The 14,157-nt window shown below is 72.3% G+C and carries 15 protein-coding genes; 11 read left to right on the forward strand and 4 right to left on the reverse strand.

What is annotated here, in order from left to right; all coding sequences use genetic code 11:
* Positions 1-137: 137 nt before the first annotated feature.
* Positions 138-962, forward strand: a complete 825-nt coding sequence (locus AC6F7H_RS08820) for a purine-nucleoside phosphorylase (RefSeq protein WP_457460894.1) — start codon at positions 138-140, stop codon at positions 960-962.
* Positions 963-1,035: 73 nt separating this feature from the next.
* Positions 1,036-2,724 carry a phospho-sugar mutase gene (locus AC6F7H_RS08825; protein ID WP_500756339.1) on the forward strand — a complete coding sequence of 563 codons (1,689 nt, stop codon included), beginning with the start codon at positions 1,036-1,038 and terminating at the stop codon, positions 2,722-2,724.
* 66 nt (positions 2,725-2,790) lie between these two features.
* On the opposite strand, the gene AC6F7H_RS08830 is transcribed toward AC6F7H_RS08825, so the two are convergent.
* Positions 2,791-3,516 carry a PH domain-containing protein gene (locus AC6F7H_RS08830; RefSeq protein ID WP_500756341.1) on the reverse strand — a complete coding sequence of 242 codons (726 nt, stop codon included), beginning with the start codon at positions 3,514-3,516 and terminating at the stop codon, positions 2,791-2,793.
* Positions 3,517-3,628: 112 nt separating this feature from the next.
* On the opposite strand from AC6F7H_RS08830, the gene deoC reads away from it, so the two are divergent.
* From deoC to AC6F7H_RS08845, 3 genes are read left to right on the forward strand one after another with little or no spacing between them, the layout of a single operon-like run.
* A complete protein-coding gene (gene deoC, locus AC6F7H_RS08835; RefSeq protein ID WP_500761718.1) occupies positions 3,629-4,582 on the forward strand; it encodes a deoxyribose-phosphate aldolase in 954 nt (317 codons plus the stop codon).
* Positions 4,583-4,587: 5 nt separating this feature from the next.
* Complete coding sequence (locus AC6F7H_RS08840) at positions 4,588-6,060, forward strand: aldehyde dehydrogenase family protein (protein WP_500756343.1); 1,473 nt, start codon at positions 4,588-4,590, stop codon at positions 6,058-6,060.
* Entirely contained in the window at positions 6,053-7,024 is a 972-nt protein-coding gene (locus AC6F7H_RS08845; RefSeq protein ID WP_500756344.1) for an aldehyde dehydrogenase family protein, read from the forward strand. The genes AC6F7H_RS08840 and AC6F7H_RS08845 overlap by 8 nt, the downstream gene beginning before the upstream one ends.
* An 83-nt stretch (positions 7,025-7,107) precedes the next feature.
* Here AC6F7H_RS08845 and AC6F7H_RS08850 read toward each other — a convergent pair whose 3' ends face one another.
* On the reverse strand, positions 7,108-7,455 hold the full coding sequence (locus AC6F7H_RS08850; protein ID WP_500756345.1) for a hypothetical protein: 348 nt from the start codon (positions 7,453-7,455) through the stop codon (positions 7,108-7,110).
* A gap of 128 nt (positions 7,456-7,583) precedes the next feature.
* Between AC6F7H_RS08850 and AC6F7H_RS08855 the strand changes: the two genes are divergently transcribed.
* Positions 7,584-8,264 (forward strand): uridine kinase, encoded by a 681-nt coding sequence (locus AC6F7H_RS08855; protein ID WP_500756346.1) that lies wholly within the window; start codon positions 7,584-7,586, stop codon positions 8,262-8,264.
* Between the two features lie 214 nt (positions 8,265-8,478).
* On the opposite strand, the gene AC6F7H_RS08860 is transcribed toward AC6F7H_RS08855, so the two are convergent.
* Positions 8,479-9,228: a SigE family RNA polymerase sigma factor gene (locus AC6F7H_RS08860; RefSeq protein ID WP_500761720.1), complete on the reverse strand. Its 750-nt coding sequence runs from the start codon at positions 9,226-9,228 to the stop codon at positions 8,479-8,481.
* A gap of 253 nt (positions 9,229-9,481) precedes the next feature.
* On the opposite strand from AC6F7H_RS08860, the gene afsQ1 reads away from it, so the two are divergent.
* The 5 genes from afsQ1 to AC6F7H_RS08885 all read left to right on the forward strand — a co-directional run bounded on the left by afsQ1 (position 9,482) and on the right by AC6F7H_RS08885 (position 13,598).
* On the forward strand, positions 9,482-10,159 hold the full coding sequence (afsQ1, locus tag AC6F7H_RS08865; RefSeq protein WP_158101933.1) for a two-component system response regulator AfsQ1: 678 nt from the start codon (positions 9,482-9,484) through the stop codon (positions 10,157-10,159).
* The gene (locus AC6F7H_RS08870; protein WP_500756347.1) at positions 10,156-11,952 is read left to right on the forward strand and encodes an ATP-binding protein; all 1,797 of its coding nucleotides are present in this window, start codon (positions 10,156-10,158) and stop codon (positions 11,950-11,952) included. Before afsQ1 ends, AC6F7H_RS08870 begins: the two co-directional genes overlap by 4 nt.
* Positions 11,949-12,620 carry a hypothetical protein gene (locus AC6F7H_RS08875; protein ID WP_500756349.1) on the forward strand — a complete coding sequence of 224 codons (672 nt, stop codon included), beginning with the start codon at positions 11,949-11,951 and terminating at the stop codon, positions 12,618-12,620. The genes AC6F7H_RS08870 and AC6F7H_RS08875 overlap by 4 nt, the downstream gene beginning before the upstream one ends.
* A gap of 113 nt (positions 12,621-12,733) precedes the next feature.
* Positions 12,734-13,315 (forward strand): VanZ family protein, encoded by a 582-nt coding sequence (locus AC6F7H_RS08880; protein WP_500756351.1) that lies wholly within the window; start codon positions 12,734-12,736, stop codon positions 13,313-13,315.
* 82 nt (positions 13,316-13,397) lie between these two features.
* Positions 13,398-13,598, forward strand: a complete 201-nt coding sequence (locus AC6F7H_RS08885; RefSeq protein WP_500756353.1) for a PspC domain-containing protein — start codon at positions 13,398-13,400, stop codon at positions 13,596-13,598.
* Between the two features lie 100 nt (positions 13,599-13,698).
* On the opposite strand, the gene AC6F7H_RS08890 is transcribed toward AC6F7H_RS08885, so the two are convergent.
* Complete coding sequence (locus tag AC6F7H_RS08890) at positions 13,699-14,061, reverse strand: ATP-binding protein (RefSeq protein ID WP_500756354.1); 363 nt, start codon at positions 14,059-14,061, stop codon at positions 13,699-13,701.
* Positions 14,062-14,157 lie beyond the last annotated feature (96 nt).

Below are 14,157 nucleotides of genomic sequence, written 5' to 3' on the forward strand. Positions count from 1 at the left end.
GCCGGACAGGCCCGAGCCGGCGAGGTCTCGTCGGGACCGAGCCGGCAAGGCATTCCCGGAAACGACAAGACAACGATCGCGGGCCCGTGAGCTTTGGCATCTACGCGCGTAGGCGAAGACCGGCTACCCTCATCCGCGTGAACGCTTCTCTTCTTCCGGACGACATCCAGGGCGACCCCCACGCCGCAGCCGACGCCGCAGCCGCGCGCCTGCGCGAGCTCACGGGCGCCGAGACCCACGACGTCGCCCTCGTGATGGGCTCCGGCTGGGCACCGGCCGTGGACGCCCTCGGCTCACCCGACGCCGAGTTCCAGGTCACCGAGCTGCCCGGCTTCCCGCCGCCGGCGGTCGAGGGGCACGGAGGCAAGATCCGCTCGTACCGCCTCGGCGCCAAGCGGGTCCTGGTCTTCCTGGGGCGCACCCACTACTACGAGGGCCGCGGCGTGGCCTCCGTCGCCCACGGCGTGCGCACCGCCGTCGCCGCCGGCGCCAAGACGATCGTCCTGACCAACGGCTGCGGCGGTCTGCGCGAGGGCATGCGCCCCGGCCAGCCGGTCCTGATCAGCGACCACATCAACCTCACGGCCACCTCCCCCATCGTCGGCGCCAACTTCGTCGACCTCACCGACCTCTACTCCCCCCGGCTGCGCGCCCTCTGCAAGGAGATCGACGCCACCCTGGAGGAGGGCGTCTACGCCCAGTTCCCCGGCCCGCACTACGAGACCCCGGCGGAGATCCGCATGGCACGGGTGATCGGGGCGGACCTGGTGGGCATGTCGACGGTGCTCGAGGCCATCGCCGCACGGGAGGCGGGCGCGGAGGTGCTCGGCATCTCCCTGGTCACCAACCTCGCCGCCGGTATGACCGGTGAACCGCTCAACCACGAGGAGGTCCTCCAGGCGGGCCGGGACTCCGCCTCCCGCATGGGCACCCTCCTGACCCAGGTGCTGGGCCGCCTGTAGCCGCCCGCGGCCCCCGGCGGCGGGGGGCAGGGGCGGGACGACTCAACCGACCACTCGAGAGGCTGACCGACACGTGCACGACGACCTGACCGCTCGGGCCCGCACCTGGCTCGCCGAGGACCCCGATCCCGAGACCCGGGCGGAACTCGCGGGCCTTCTCGACAAGCTCGACAGAAACGCCACGGACGACGCCGGCGCCGAACTCGCCGCCCGCTTCAGCGGCACCCTCCAGTTCGGCACCGCCGGTCTCCGCGGCGAACTGGGCGCCGGCCCGATGCGCATGAACCGCGCCGTCGTCATCCGCGCCGCCGCCGGCCTCGCCGCGTACCTCAGGAAGCAGGGGACCCCCCACGGGGACGACACAGCCGGCCTCGTCGTGATCGGCTACGACGCCCGGCACAAGTCGGCGGACTTCGCCCGCGACACCGCCGCCGTGATGACCGGCGCCGGTCTCCGGGCGGCCGTCCTCCCTCGCCCCCTGCCCACCCCGGTGCTCGCCTTCGCCATCCGGCACCTCGGCGCGGTCGCCGGGGTCGAGGTCACCGCCAGCCACAACCCGCCCCGCGACAACGGCTACAAGGTGTACCTCGGCGACGGGTCCCAGATCGTCCCCCCGGCCGACGCGGAGATCGCCGCCGAGATCGCGGCCGTCGGGTCCCTGAACGACGTGCCCCGCCCCACCACCGGCTGGCAGACCCTCGACGACTCCGTCCTGGACGCCTACCTCGCCCGCACGGACGCGGTCCTGGCCGAGGGCTCCCCCCGCACCGCCCGCACGGTCTACACCGCGATGCACGGCGTCGGCAAGGACGTCCTGCTCGCTGCGTTCGCCCGGGCCGGCTTCCCGGAGCCGGTCCTGGTCGCCGAGCAGGCCGAGCCCGACCCGGACTTCCCCACCGTCGCGTTCCCCAATCCGGAGGAGCCCGGCGCGATGGACCTGGCCTTCGCGAAGGCCCGCGAGGCCGAGCCCGACCTGGTCATCGCCAACGACCCGGACGCCGACCGCTGCGCCGCGGCCGTCAAGGACTCCGGCGGGGAGGGCACCGGCGACGGGGACTGGCGCATGCTGCGCGGTGACGAGGTCGGCGCCCTGCTCGCCGCCCACCTGGTCCGGCGCGGCGCGACCGGCACGTTCGCCGAGTCGATCGTGTCGTCGACCCTCCTCGCCCGTATCGCCGAGCAGGCGGGGCTGTTGCACGAGGAGACCCTGACCGGCTTCAAGTGGATCGCCCGGGTCGAGGGCCTGCGCTACGGCTACGAGGAGGCGCTGGGCTACTGCGTCGACCCGGAGGGCGTGCGCGACAAGGACGGCATCACGGCCGCGCTGCTCCTCGCCGAGCTGGCCTCCGAGCTGAAGGCGGAGGGCCGTACCCTCCTGGACCTCCTCGACGACCTCGCCGTGACCCACGGCCTGCACGCGACCGACCAGCTGTCGGCCCGCGTCGAGGACCTGTCGCTCATCGCGGACGCCATGCGCCGCCTGCGCGAGAACCCCCCGACCGCACTGGCCGGCCTGCGCATCACCCGGGCCGAGGACCTGACCCGCGGCACGGACACCCTCCCGCCCACCGACGGCCTGCGCTACACCCTCCAGGGTGCCCGCGTCGTCGTCCGCCCGAGCGGTACGGAGCCGAAGCTGAAGTGCTACCTGGAGGTCGTCGTCCCGGTCACCGCCCGGGCCGACCTGCCCGCGGCCCGCGCCAGGGCGGCCGCCCTGCTGACCGCGATCAAGCAGGACCTGAAGACCGCGGCCGGCATCTGAGCGGTCGAGAACCGGAGGGGGCGCGGTTCCGCGGACCGCGGACCCCTCCGGTCGTCGCTCCCGGGCTCAGGTGACGACCAGCAGGACCGTCAGCAGGATCACCCCGGCGAGCGTCGGGGCCAGGACCTCGTAGGACCAGCGCACGCTCACCTCGCCCTGCGCGCTTGCCGCGGCCTGCCGGGCCTCGTGCAGCTCGCGCAGTTCGTCCATCGCGCGGTCGCTCGGCGCCCGCTCCGGTCCTTCCGATCCGCCCGGCACGGGCGCGGCACCCCCGCGCCGGGACGCGCCGCCCGCCCTCGGGGCCTGCCCCGCGGCGCGGACGTCGACGCCCTGCGCCCGCTCGCCCGCGGCCTGCATCTCCCGCCGCGCGGCCCGCTTGCGGGCCCGCAGGGACACGGGCAGGGCCCACAGCTGGTACCTGGTGCCGGCGTCGGAGACGACCTCGTTGGTGTAACTGGCGCGCAGTGCGACGACCCGGCCCCAGGGCAGCACGATCGTGCGGAAGGGATTGCGGACGCGCAGCCGGTCGTCGTCGGCGTACACGGCGGGCAGCAGGGTGTAGGCGACCACCGGGGGCACGGTCGCCAGCAGCGTGGCGAGCGCCAGCCACGGGGCCCGGCCCTCGCCGGTGACCACGGCGTCGACGCAGAGCCAGCCGACGATCGCCAGCAGCAGCACGCCACCGGCGATGCCCGGGGTCGACCGGTACACCCGGTCCTCGGCCTCGGGGCCCTCGGGCCCGTGCCCGCCCTCGGGCTCCGGAGCGGACGGCTGCTGCGCTGGGGTGTTCATGCCCCCGATTCTGCCCGACGGGTCCGCACGCGCCGGTGGGTGGTGGGCGGGTCGGAAACGGGCGGGAGGACTGTACAGCCGCTACGCGCGTAGATATGCTCGGCTGGTGACCATGTCCTCCACTGCACCACACGCTCTCAGTGACGTCACCGCGTCCGACGGCACGCTGCGTCGCTTCCTGCACGGGCTGCCCGGTGTCGACGCGGTCGGCCTGGAGGCGCGTGCCGCCTCGCTCGGCACCCGCTCGATCAAGACGACCGCGAAGGCGTACGCCATCGACCTCGCCATCTCGATGGTCGACCTGACGACGCTGGAAGGCGCGGACACCCCGGGCAAGGTCCGGGCGCTCGGCGCGAAGGCGGTCCGCCCCGACCCGACCGACCGCACGGCCCCCGCCACGGCCGCGGTCTGCGTCTACCCCGACATGGTGGCCACGGCGAAGGAGGCCGTCGCCGGCTCCGCGGTCAAGGTGGCCTCCGTCGCGACCGCCTTCCCGGCCGGCCGCGCCCCGCTCGCGGTCAAGCTGGCCGACGTCCGGGAGGCCGTCGCCGCCGGCGCGGACGAGATCGACATGGTCATCGACCGCGGCGCGTTCCTCGCCGGGAACTACCTGAAGGTGTACGACGAGATCACCGCCGTGAAGGAGGCCTGCGGGGCGAGCGCCCGGCTGAAGGTCATCTTCGAGACGGGCGAGCTGTCGACGTACGACAACATCCGCCGGGCGAGCTGGCTCGGCATGCTGGCCGGCGCGGACTTCATCAAGACCTCGACCGGCAAGGTGGCGGTGAACGCCACGCCCGCGAACACCCTCCTGATGCTGGAGGCGGTCCGCGACTTCCGCGCGCAGACCGGGGTCCAGGTCGGAGTGAAGCCGGCCGGCGGCATCCGCACCAGCAAGGACGCGATCAAGTTCCTCGTCCTGGTCAACGAGACCGTCGGCGAGGACTGGCTGGACAACCACTGGTTCCGCTTCGGCGCCTCCTCCCTGCTGAACGACCTGCTGATGCAGCGCCAGAAGCTGGCCACCGGCCGCTACTCCGGCCCCGACTACGTGACGGTGGACTGATCACCATGACCACGGAAAAGACCACGCGCACCACGCACGAGCGGTCGTCCGCATTCGAGTACGCCCCGGCCCCCGAGTCCCGCGCGATCGTCGACATCGCGCCCTCGTACGGCCTGTTCATCGACGGCGAGTTCACCGAGGCGGCCGACGGCAGGGCCTTCAAGACCGTCAGCCCGGCCACCGAGGAGGTCCTCTCCGAGGTCGCCCAGGCCGGTGAGGCGGACGTGGACCGCGCGGTGAGGGCCGCGCGGAAGGCCTTCGCCAAGTGGTCGGCGCTGCCCGGCGCCGAGCGCGCCAAGTACCTGTTCCGCATCGCCCGGATCATCCAGGAGCGCAGCCGCGAGCTGGCCGTCCTGGAGACGCTGGACAACGGCAAGCCGATCAGGGAGACCCGGGACGCCGACCTGCCCCTGGTCGCCGCGCACTTCTTCTACTACGCGGGCTGGGCCGACAAGCTCGAGCACGCGGGCTACGGGGCGAACCCGAGGGCCCTCGGCGTGGCCGGCCAGGTCATCCCGTGGAACTTCCCGCTCATGATGCTGGCGTGGAAGATCGCCCCGGCGCTGGCGACCGGCAACACGGTGGTCCTGAAGCCCGCCGAGACGACCCCGCTCTCCGCGCTCTTCTTCGCGGACATCTGCCGTCAGGCGGGCCTGCCCAAGGGCGTCGTCAACATCCTCCCGGGATACGGCGACGCGGGCGCCGCGCTGGTGGCCCACCCGGACGTGGACAAGGTGGCCTTCACCGGTTCCACCGCGGTCGGCAAGCAGATCGCGCGGACGGTCGCCGGCACCCGCAAGAAGGTCACGCTCGAACTGGGCGGCAAGGGCGCCAACATCGTCTTCGACGACGCCCCCGTCGACCAGGCGGTCGAGGGCATCGTGAACGGCATCTTCTTCAACCAGGGCCAGGTCTGCTGCGCGGGCTCGCGCCTGCTGGTCCAGGAGTCGATCCAGGACGAGCTGCTGGACTCCCTCAAGCGCAGGCTGTCCACGCTGCGCCTGGGCGACCCGCTGGACAAGAACACCGACATCGGCGCGATCAACTCCGCGCAGCAACTCGAACGCATCACCTCGCTCGTCGAGCAGGGCGAGGCGGAGGGCGTCGAGCGCTGGTCCCCGGCCTGCGAACTCCCCGAGAACGGCTACTGGTTCGCCCCGACGCTGTTCACGGGCGTCACCCAGGCGCACACCGTCGCCCGCGACGAGATCTTCGGCCCGGTGCTGTCGGTCCTGACCTTCCGTACGCCGGACGAGGCGGTCGCCAAGGCCAACAACACGCCGTACGGCCTGTCGGCGGGCATCTGGACGGAGAAGGGCTCCCGCATCCTGGCGGTGGCGAACAAGCTCCGCGCGGGTGTCGTCTGGTCCAACACGTTCAACAAGTTCGATCCCACCTCGCCGTTCGGCGGCTACAAGGAGTCGGGCTTCGGCCGCGAGGGCGGTCGCCACGGCCTGGAGGCGTACCTCGATGTCTGAGAAGTCCGAGAAGATCGAAAAGGCCGAGAAGGGCGCGAAAGCCGAGAAGGCCGACAGGACCCAGAAGGTCGAGAGGACCGAACCGCGGCTCTCGGTCTTCAAGACCTACAAGCTGTACGTCGGCGGGAAGTTCCCGCGTTCCGAGAGCGGCCGGGTGTACGAGGTGTCTGACGCGAAGGGCAACTGGCTGGCCAACGCACCGCTCGCCTCCCGCAAGGACGCCCGGGACGCGGTGGTCGCCGCCCGCAAGGCGTTCGGCGCCTGGTCGGGCGCGACGGCGTACAACCGGGGCCAGATCCTCTACCGCGTCGCGGAGATGCTGGAGGGCCGCAGGGACCAGTACGTCCGGGAGGTCGCCGAGGCCGAGGGACTGTCGAAGTCCGAGGCGGCCGAGCAGGTGGACGCGGCGGTCGACCGCTGGGTCTGGTACGCGGGCTGGACCGACAAGATCGCCCAGGTGGTCGGCGGCGGAAACCCGGTCGCGGGCCCCTACTTCAACCTGTCCTCCCCCGAGCCGACCGGTGTGGTCGCCGTCCTGGCACCCCAGGAGCCGTCCTTCCTGGGCCTGGTCTCGGTGGTCGCCCCGGTGATCGCCACCGGCAACACGGCGGTCGTGATCGCGAGCGAGCGGTCCCCGCTGCCCGCCCTCTCTCTGGGCGAGGTCCTGGCCACCTCCGACCTGCCCGGCGGCGTGGTCAACGTCCTCTCCGGCCGTACGGCGGAGATCGCCGCGCCGCTGGCCGCGCACCAAGACGTCAACGCGATCGACCTGGCCGGCGCCGACGAGGTGCTGGCGAAGGAGCTGGAGATCGCGGCGGCGGACAACCTCAAGCGCGTCCTGCGTCCACAGCCTGTGGACGACTGGTCGGCGGCCCCGGGCACGGACCGCATGACGGCCTTCCTGGAGACGAAGACGGTCTGGCACCCGACGGGCTCCCTGGGCGCCTCGGGCTCCGCCTACTGACCGAGCACCCCCTCCGCACCCCGGAGAGCCGCGCCCCCTCCACCCGAGGGGGCGCGGCTCTCCGCCGTTGCCCTGCCCCCGGGTCAGCCGCCGAGTGCCCCCGTCGCCCGGCCGACCACCGGGACGCCGTCGACCGACGGGGCCTGGGCGACCGGGTCGGTCACCGTGCGCGAGTCCACCGGCTTGAAGTCGGCGACCTGGGTACGGACGCCGTTGTCGAGGGGGTCGACGCCGGTTCCGGCGAGCGGGTTGGGCTTGAGGCCTGCGACCGGACCGACGGTGTGCCCGGCTGCGCCGGTCAGGTCCAACGGGGAGCCGGAGTCAGCCGCTGCCGCCGCCGTAGCGCCCACCCCCAGGACCGCTCCCGCGGCCGCGAGCGTGGCCAGGGCGCGCCGGACGGTCGGCTTCTTGGGTGCGTCGTGTCGGGCCATTACTGGTGCCACCCTTTACTTCTCTCGGTAATCGGATAGACGCGCAGCGTAATTGAAGTGTGACGCGTGCTTCAAAGCCGGTCCGCACGGTCGTGGAGCACCTGTTCCATGCATCAGACTGGTGTCCCGTGAGTTCCCAGTCGCCCATCTCCGCGCGAGTCGTGCTGCTCTGCGGCCCCTCCGGCTCCGGCAAGTCCCTCCTCGCGGCCCGCTCCGGCCTTCCGGTGCTGCGTCTCGACGACTTCTACAAGGAGGGCGACGACCCGACGCTGCCCCTGGTGGCGGGCAGCTCCGACATCGACTGGGACCACCCCGGCTCGTGGGACGCGGACGCCGCCGTCGCCGCCATCGACCGGCTGTGCCGCACGGGTCGTACGGACGTGCCCGTGTACGACATCTCCCTCAGCGCCCGGACCGGTGCGGACACGGTGGACATCGGCGTGGCTCCGCTGTTCATCGCGGAGGGAATCTTCGCTGCGGAGATCGTCACGCGCTGCGGCGAGCTGGGCCTCCTGGCCGACGCGCTGTGCCTGAGCCGCGGCCCGGTGAAGACCTTCCGCCGCCGCTTCCTGCGGGACCTCAGGGAGGGGCGCAAGTCCGTACCCTTCCTGCTGCGGCGCGGCTGGCGGCTGATGCGGCTGGAGCGGACGATCGTCGCCCGCCAGACCTCGCTCGGCGCGTACGCCTGCGACCGCGACGAGGCCCTGAGCCGCCTGGCGGCGGCGGGGGCCGGCGGCGGCGCCGGGCGGGGTGGAGCGGAGACGCGCACCGAAGACTCTGGCGCGAGTACGACCGCGCAGTCGGCGTAGCCGGGGCGAACCCGGCGCGTACGCACGAAAGCGGGACCGGAAAGGCCCCCCGGCCCTCCAGTCCCGCCCCTTTGTGCTCCCCCGTTGTCCCCCGTGTCCCCCCGGTTCCCCTTGAGATCCCCCGATCCCTCGGTTCCCCGTTTTCCTCTCCCCCGGGTTTCCCCCGATTCCCCCCGTTTCTCCGGTTTCCCGGTTCCCCCGTTCCCCCGTACCTTCAGGCGACCAGTTCGCCGAAGGCGTCCTCCCGGTCACGGCCGAAGCTGAGGACCTCGTCCTCGCGCAGCCGGCGGAGCGACCGCCAGATGCTGGACTTCACCGTGCCGACACTGATGCCGAGGATGTCCGCGATCTCCGGGTCCGTGCGGCCCTCGTAGTAGCGCAGGACCAGCATGGTGCGCTGGAGCTCGGGCAGCCTGGCCAGCGCCTGCCACAGCACCGCGCGCAGCTCGGTGCCGCGCATCGCGTCCGTGTCGCCGACCGTCTCCGGCAGCTCCTCGGTCGGGTACTCGTTCAGCTTGCGGCGGCGCCACGCGCTGATGTGCAGGTTGGTCATGGTGCGGCGGAGGTATCCGCCGACCGCGGCCTTGTCACTGATCCGGTCCCACGCCCGGTAGGTCGAGAACAGCGCGCTCTGCAGCAGGTCCTCGGCCTCGAAGCGGTCGCCGGTCAGGTGGTAGGCGGTCGCGTACAGGGCGGCGCGTCGTTCCTGGACGTAGGCGGTGAACTCCACCTCCGACAGCGAACGGCGCTCCCCCTCTGCCTCCCCGTACCCGCTTCCCCCGTGTGTTTCCCCCGTGTTGGTTTCCCCCGTGGGCGCGTCGATCACCGTCATGTAGGCGGTGTGACGCCCGGCACCGCGAGCGCACCCCCGTTTGCCCGGGGCACCGGACTTCTCACCGGCTCGGTGCACGTCGTGCAGACGCGTGACAACCGCGCTGGAGCTGGTGCCGTGCAGCGTGTTCATCTCGCGCCCCCCGTCGTGGACTTCCGGTGTCTTCATGTGCTGTTGTGCTGGTGACGAAAATCCTGCCCGGGCGACTTCATGACCGTGTCCGCCGACTGTCACAGAGCTGTCACAGGGGCCGCCACGCCGGGCTCCGGTCGTCGACCACGGCGCCCTGACGGATGTCGGCGCACGTGGCCGTCCGTGTGCGGGTCCCACGGGCTTCTGCCCCCACGGGTCGAACCGGGAGCCCTCCATGGGACAGAATGAGCCCGTGCCTTCCCTGTTGCTGATCGAGGACGACGACGCCATCCGCACGGCCCTGGAGCTCTCACTCACGCGCCAGGGCCACCGCGTGGCGACCGCTGCCAGCGGTGAGGACGGACTGAAGCTGCTGCGCGAGCAACGGCCCGATCTGATCGTGCTGGACGTGATGCTGCCCGGCATCGACGGATTCGAGGTGTGCCGGCGCATCCGGCGCACCGACCAGCTGCCGATCATCCTGCTGACCGCGCGCAACGACGACATCGACGTGGTGGTCGGCCTGGAGTCCGGTGCCGACGACTACGTGGTCAAACCCGTGCAGGGCAGGGTGCTGGACGCCCGGATCCGGGCGGTGCTGCGCCGCGGGGAGCGGGAGTCCAACGACGCGGCGACCTTCGGCAGCCTGGTCATCGACCGCTCGGCGATGACCGTGACGAAGAACGGCGAGGACCTCCAGCTGACCCCGACCGAGCTGCGACTGCTGCTCGAACTGAGCCGGCGGCCCGGTCAGGCGCTGTCCCGGCAGCAGTTGCTGCGGCTGGTGTGGGAGCACGACTACCTGGGCGACTCGCGTCTGGTGGACGCCTGCGTCCAGCGGCTGCGCGCCAAGGTCGAGGACGTGCCGTCGTCACCGACCTTGATCCGCACCGTGCGCGGTGTCGGCTACCGACTGGACCCGCCTCAGTGACACAGGAGCACCAGGAAAGTTCCCGCGGCTGGTCCGCGGCGCGCAAGGGGGTCTGGTCGCGGCTGCGCTTCACCAGTCTGCGGCTTCGGCTGGTGGTCGTGTTCGGGCTGGTCGCGCTCACCGCCGCGGTGTCCGCCTCGGGCATCGCGTACTGGCTCAACCGCGAGGCGGTGCTCACCCGCACCCAGGACGCGGTACTGGGCGACTTCGAGCAGGAGATGCAGAACCGGGCGGGAGCACTGCCGGAGCATCCGACGCAGGAGGAACTGCAGCACACCGCGGGCCAGATGGCCAACAGCAGTCAGCGGTTCTCGGTCCTGCTGATCGCCGAGAACCCGCAGGGCCGCACGGTGTACGGCAGTTCGGGCGGGCTGAGCGGCTTCTCGACCCAGGACGTGCCGACCTCGCTGCGCAAGGCGGTGAACGAGCGGCAGAGCATCACCTCGACCAACAAGCATCCCTACCGCCTGTACTGGCAGCGGACCGTCCATGGCGGCACCCCCTATCTGGTGGCCGGCACCCGGACGATCGGCGGCGGGCCGACCGGCTACATGCTCAAGTCGCTGGAGCCGGAGGCCAAGGACCTCAACTCGCTGGCCTGGTCGCTGGGTATCGCCACCGGCCTCGCCCTGATCGGCTCCGCACTGCTGGCGCAGGCCGCGGCGACGACCGTGCTGAAGCCGGTGCAGCGGCTCGGGGTCGCCGCCCGGCGGCTCGGCGAGGGCAGGCTGGACACCCGGCTGAGGGTGTCGGGGACGGACGAACTGGCCGATCTGTCCCGGACGTTCAACAAGGCGGCCGAGGCGCTGGAGAAACGGGTGGCCGACATGGCCGCGCGGGACGAGGCGTCCCGCAGGTTCGTGGCGGACATGAGTCACGAACTGCGCACTCCGCTGACCGCGATCACGGCGGTGACGGAAGTCCTCGAGGAGGAGCTGGAGTTCGAGGGCGGTGGCATCGACCCGATGATCGAGCCCGCCGTACGGCTCGTGGTCAGTGAGACCCGGCGGCTCAACGACCTGGTCGAGAACCTGATGGAGGTCACCCGCTTCGACGCGGGCACCGCCCGTCTCGTCCTCGACGACGTCGACATCGCCGACCAGATCACCGCCTGCATCGACGCCCGTGCCTGGCTGGACGCGGTGGAGTTGGACGCGGAGCGCGGCATCCACGCCCGGATCGACCCGCGTCGGCTGGACGTGATCCTGGCCAACCTCATAGGCAACGCGCTCAAGCACGGCGGCTCGCCGGTACGGGTGTCGGTGCGCGTGGACCGCGAGGACGGCGGCGACGGCGCAGGCCTCGTGAACGAGGAGGCCGGTGGGGGCGGTTCGGAGGGCGGGGAGCGCAAGGACGGCGGGGCCCACGAGGACGGCACCGGGGAAGACACCGGGACGGGCGCCGAGGACGGAGGCACCGTGGTCGGGGACACCATGGCCGGAGGCGCTGTGGTCATCGAGGTGCGGGACCAGGGGCCGGGCATCCCCGAGGACGTCCTGCCGCATGTCTTCGACCGCTTCTACAAGGCCAGTGCCTCCCGGCCGCGTTCCGAGGGCAGCGGCCTGGGCCTGTCCATCGCGCTGGAGAACGCCCATGCCCACGGTGGCGAGATCACCGCGGCCAACTCCCCCGAGGGCGGGGCGGTGTTCACGCTGCGGCTGCCGCGGGACGTATCCGCCCTGACCGAGCAGGACGACGGACCCGCCGACAACCCAGGCAACCCGGACAACGCCCGGCACGGCAAGGGCGGCGCCGGTCCCCGGCGGTCGAGTGCCGCAGGGGACGCCCGATGAACATACGCCGGACGACTCCGCGCTCGACGGGCACACGCGGCATACGAGGTGTGCGAGGCACACGAGGGCTGCCGGGACTGCTGGCCGTCACCGCGCTCGGTGTCCTGCTCTCCGGGTGCGGGATCCGGGCCACCGAGGTGCCGACCGACTTCGGTCCGGCGCCCTCCCGGGTGCGCTGCTCGCAGGCCGAGGCGGACGGGGCGGCGCAGCCCGCGCGGGGCCTGCCGGTGCGGGTGTTCCTGCTCTGCGGCTCGTCGCTGATGGCCGTCGACCGGACGGTACGGGTGCCTGAGGGCGCGGCGGACTCCGGGCAGCGGCGCGCCCTGGTGGCGCAGGGCCTGCTGGACCAGCTCTCGGCGCCGCCGACGCCCGCCGAGAGGGAGGCCGGGTACACGACGGACGTACGGGGCGGGATGACCGTGAGCGGTCCGCGGTCCGGCGACCCGGAGGACGCGCTGCGCCTGAGCACCGCGCCGGGGAGCCTGACGTCCTACGCGCTCGCGCAGATCGTCTGCACCTTCTCCGACTCGGCGGCGGCCGAGGGAGACGGCTCGGTGGTCCTGGGCGGCCAGGACGACGGGCCGCCGCGCCGCTACCGGTGCACGGACGAGGTCCGGGCCCGCCCGGGCGGCACGGAACCCCCGTCCACGGCGGTCACCGAGGGGTGACCCCGGAAGACGGGCGCCACGGACCGAGGCCGACGGGGCTGTGGCGCATGCCTCACCCGGCGAACGGGGCACTTCCCGGAACCGATCCCGCCGGGCGTCGCGTCTAGGGTTTCGTGCAGCGTCAAGGCCCCGTCGGCGGCACCGCCGCGTCCCGTGTCCGTGTGACAGGAGGTCTCCTCCTGGCCGCGTACCTCGTGTTCGTCGCCTGGTGCACGCTGCGCCCCCTGAACGTCCCCTGGGTGATGCCCGCCAACCTGCGGCTCTTCGACGGCATCCGGGCCGACTTCGCGCTGGGCTGGGGCGCCGGGGCCCGCCGGGTCGGCGAGGGGCTCGCGCTGCTCGCTCCGCTGGGTGTGCTGCTGCCGATGGCGGGGGGCAGGCTGACCGTCTCGCCACTGGGTTCGCTGATCCGCACCATGGCCGCGGCGGCACTGCTGTCGCTGGGCATCGAGATGCTGCAGACCGCGGTGCCCGGCAGGGTCGTGGACGTCGACGCGCTGTTGCTGAACACGGTGGGTGCGGCGCTCGCGCATGTCACCGTGGTACCGGCGGGCCGCGCCTGGCTGCGCCGCCGGGCCGTACGCCGGTCCGGCGCCGGACTTCGCCAGGAGGAGCCGGCTCAGGGTCGGACCCCGACGATTCCCAGGGTCGGGATCGCCCCGTGGAGTGACGCTTTGCCCCCTTCGTCTCCGTAGTGTGGAGAGCGGTAGAACAGCCGACGGAAGCCGACGCGGCGCCGTGGGTCACTGAACCGCACACACCACGAAGGAGTCCACGATGTCCCGCCTCGCCCGCCCCACCAACAACCGTGTGATCGGCGGCGTGTGCGCCGCGTTGGCCCGGCGCTTCGGCACCTCCGCGACCACGATGCGCGTGATCTTCCTGGTCTCCTGCCTGCTCCCCGGACCGCAGTTCCTGGTCTACATAGCGCTGTGGATCCTGTTCCCGTCGGAGGACAAGGCGCACACGGCCTGGTGAGTCCGTGTGCCGCTGCGCGCGAACGCCGATGGGGCGCACCCCGGGATCGGGGCGCGCCCCATCGACAGGGGGTCCGCGCGGGTGGATCAGAGGGAACGGGTCAGCCGAGCGGGACCCCGTTGACGGCGACGCCCTGAGTGGGCAGCTCCTTGGTCGGCAGGCCCCCGAGCAGACCGCCGACCTGCTCCTGGGGACCCTCGGAGGTCAGCTGCTCGGCGGCCGGCCGCGCGGTCGTCATGCCCGTGCCGACCACGTCCTGCCCCGTCTGCAGGGCCCCGTCCGCGCTCGGCGCCACACGGGAGACGTCCTCAGCCGGAAGGCTCTGAGCGACGGTGTCCAGCGCGGCCCCGGTGTTCGGGACGGCCGGGGCGGCCGAAGCTGCGCTTGCGGTACCCGCGCCGACGGCGGCGAAGGCGGCGCCGAGAACGGCGACACCGAGGGTCTTGGCAGCAGACTGCTTCATGAAATGCGTCCTCGAAATGGAATGGGGGAACGAGCGGTCCTCGACCGTAAACACCCGGCGCCGCCCGCCGCAAACCTCGAAATGCGGACGATTGGT

The organism is Streptomyces sp. MMS24-W38, assembly GCF_059889265.1.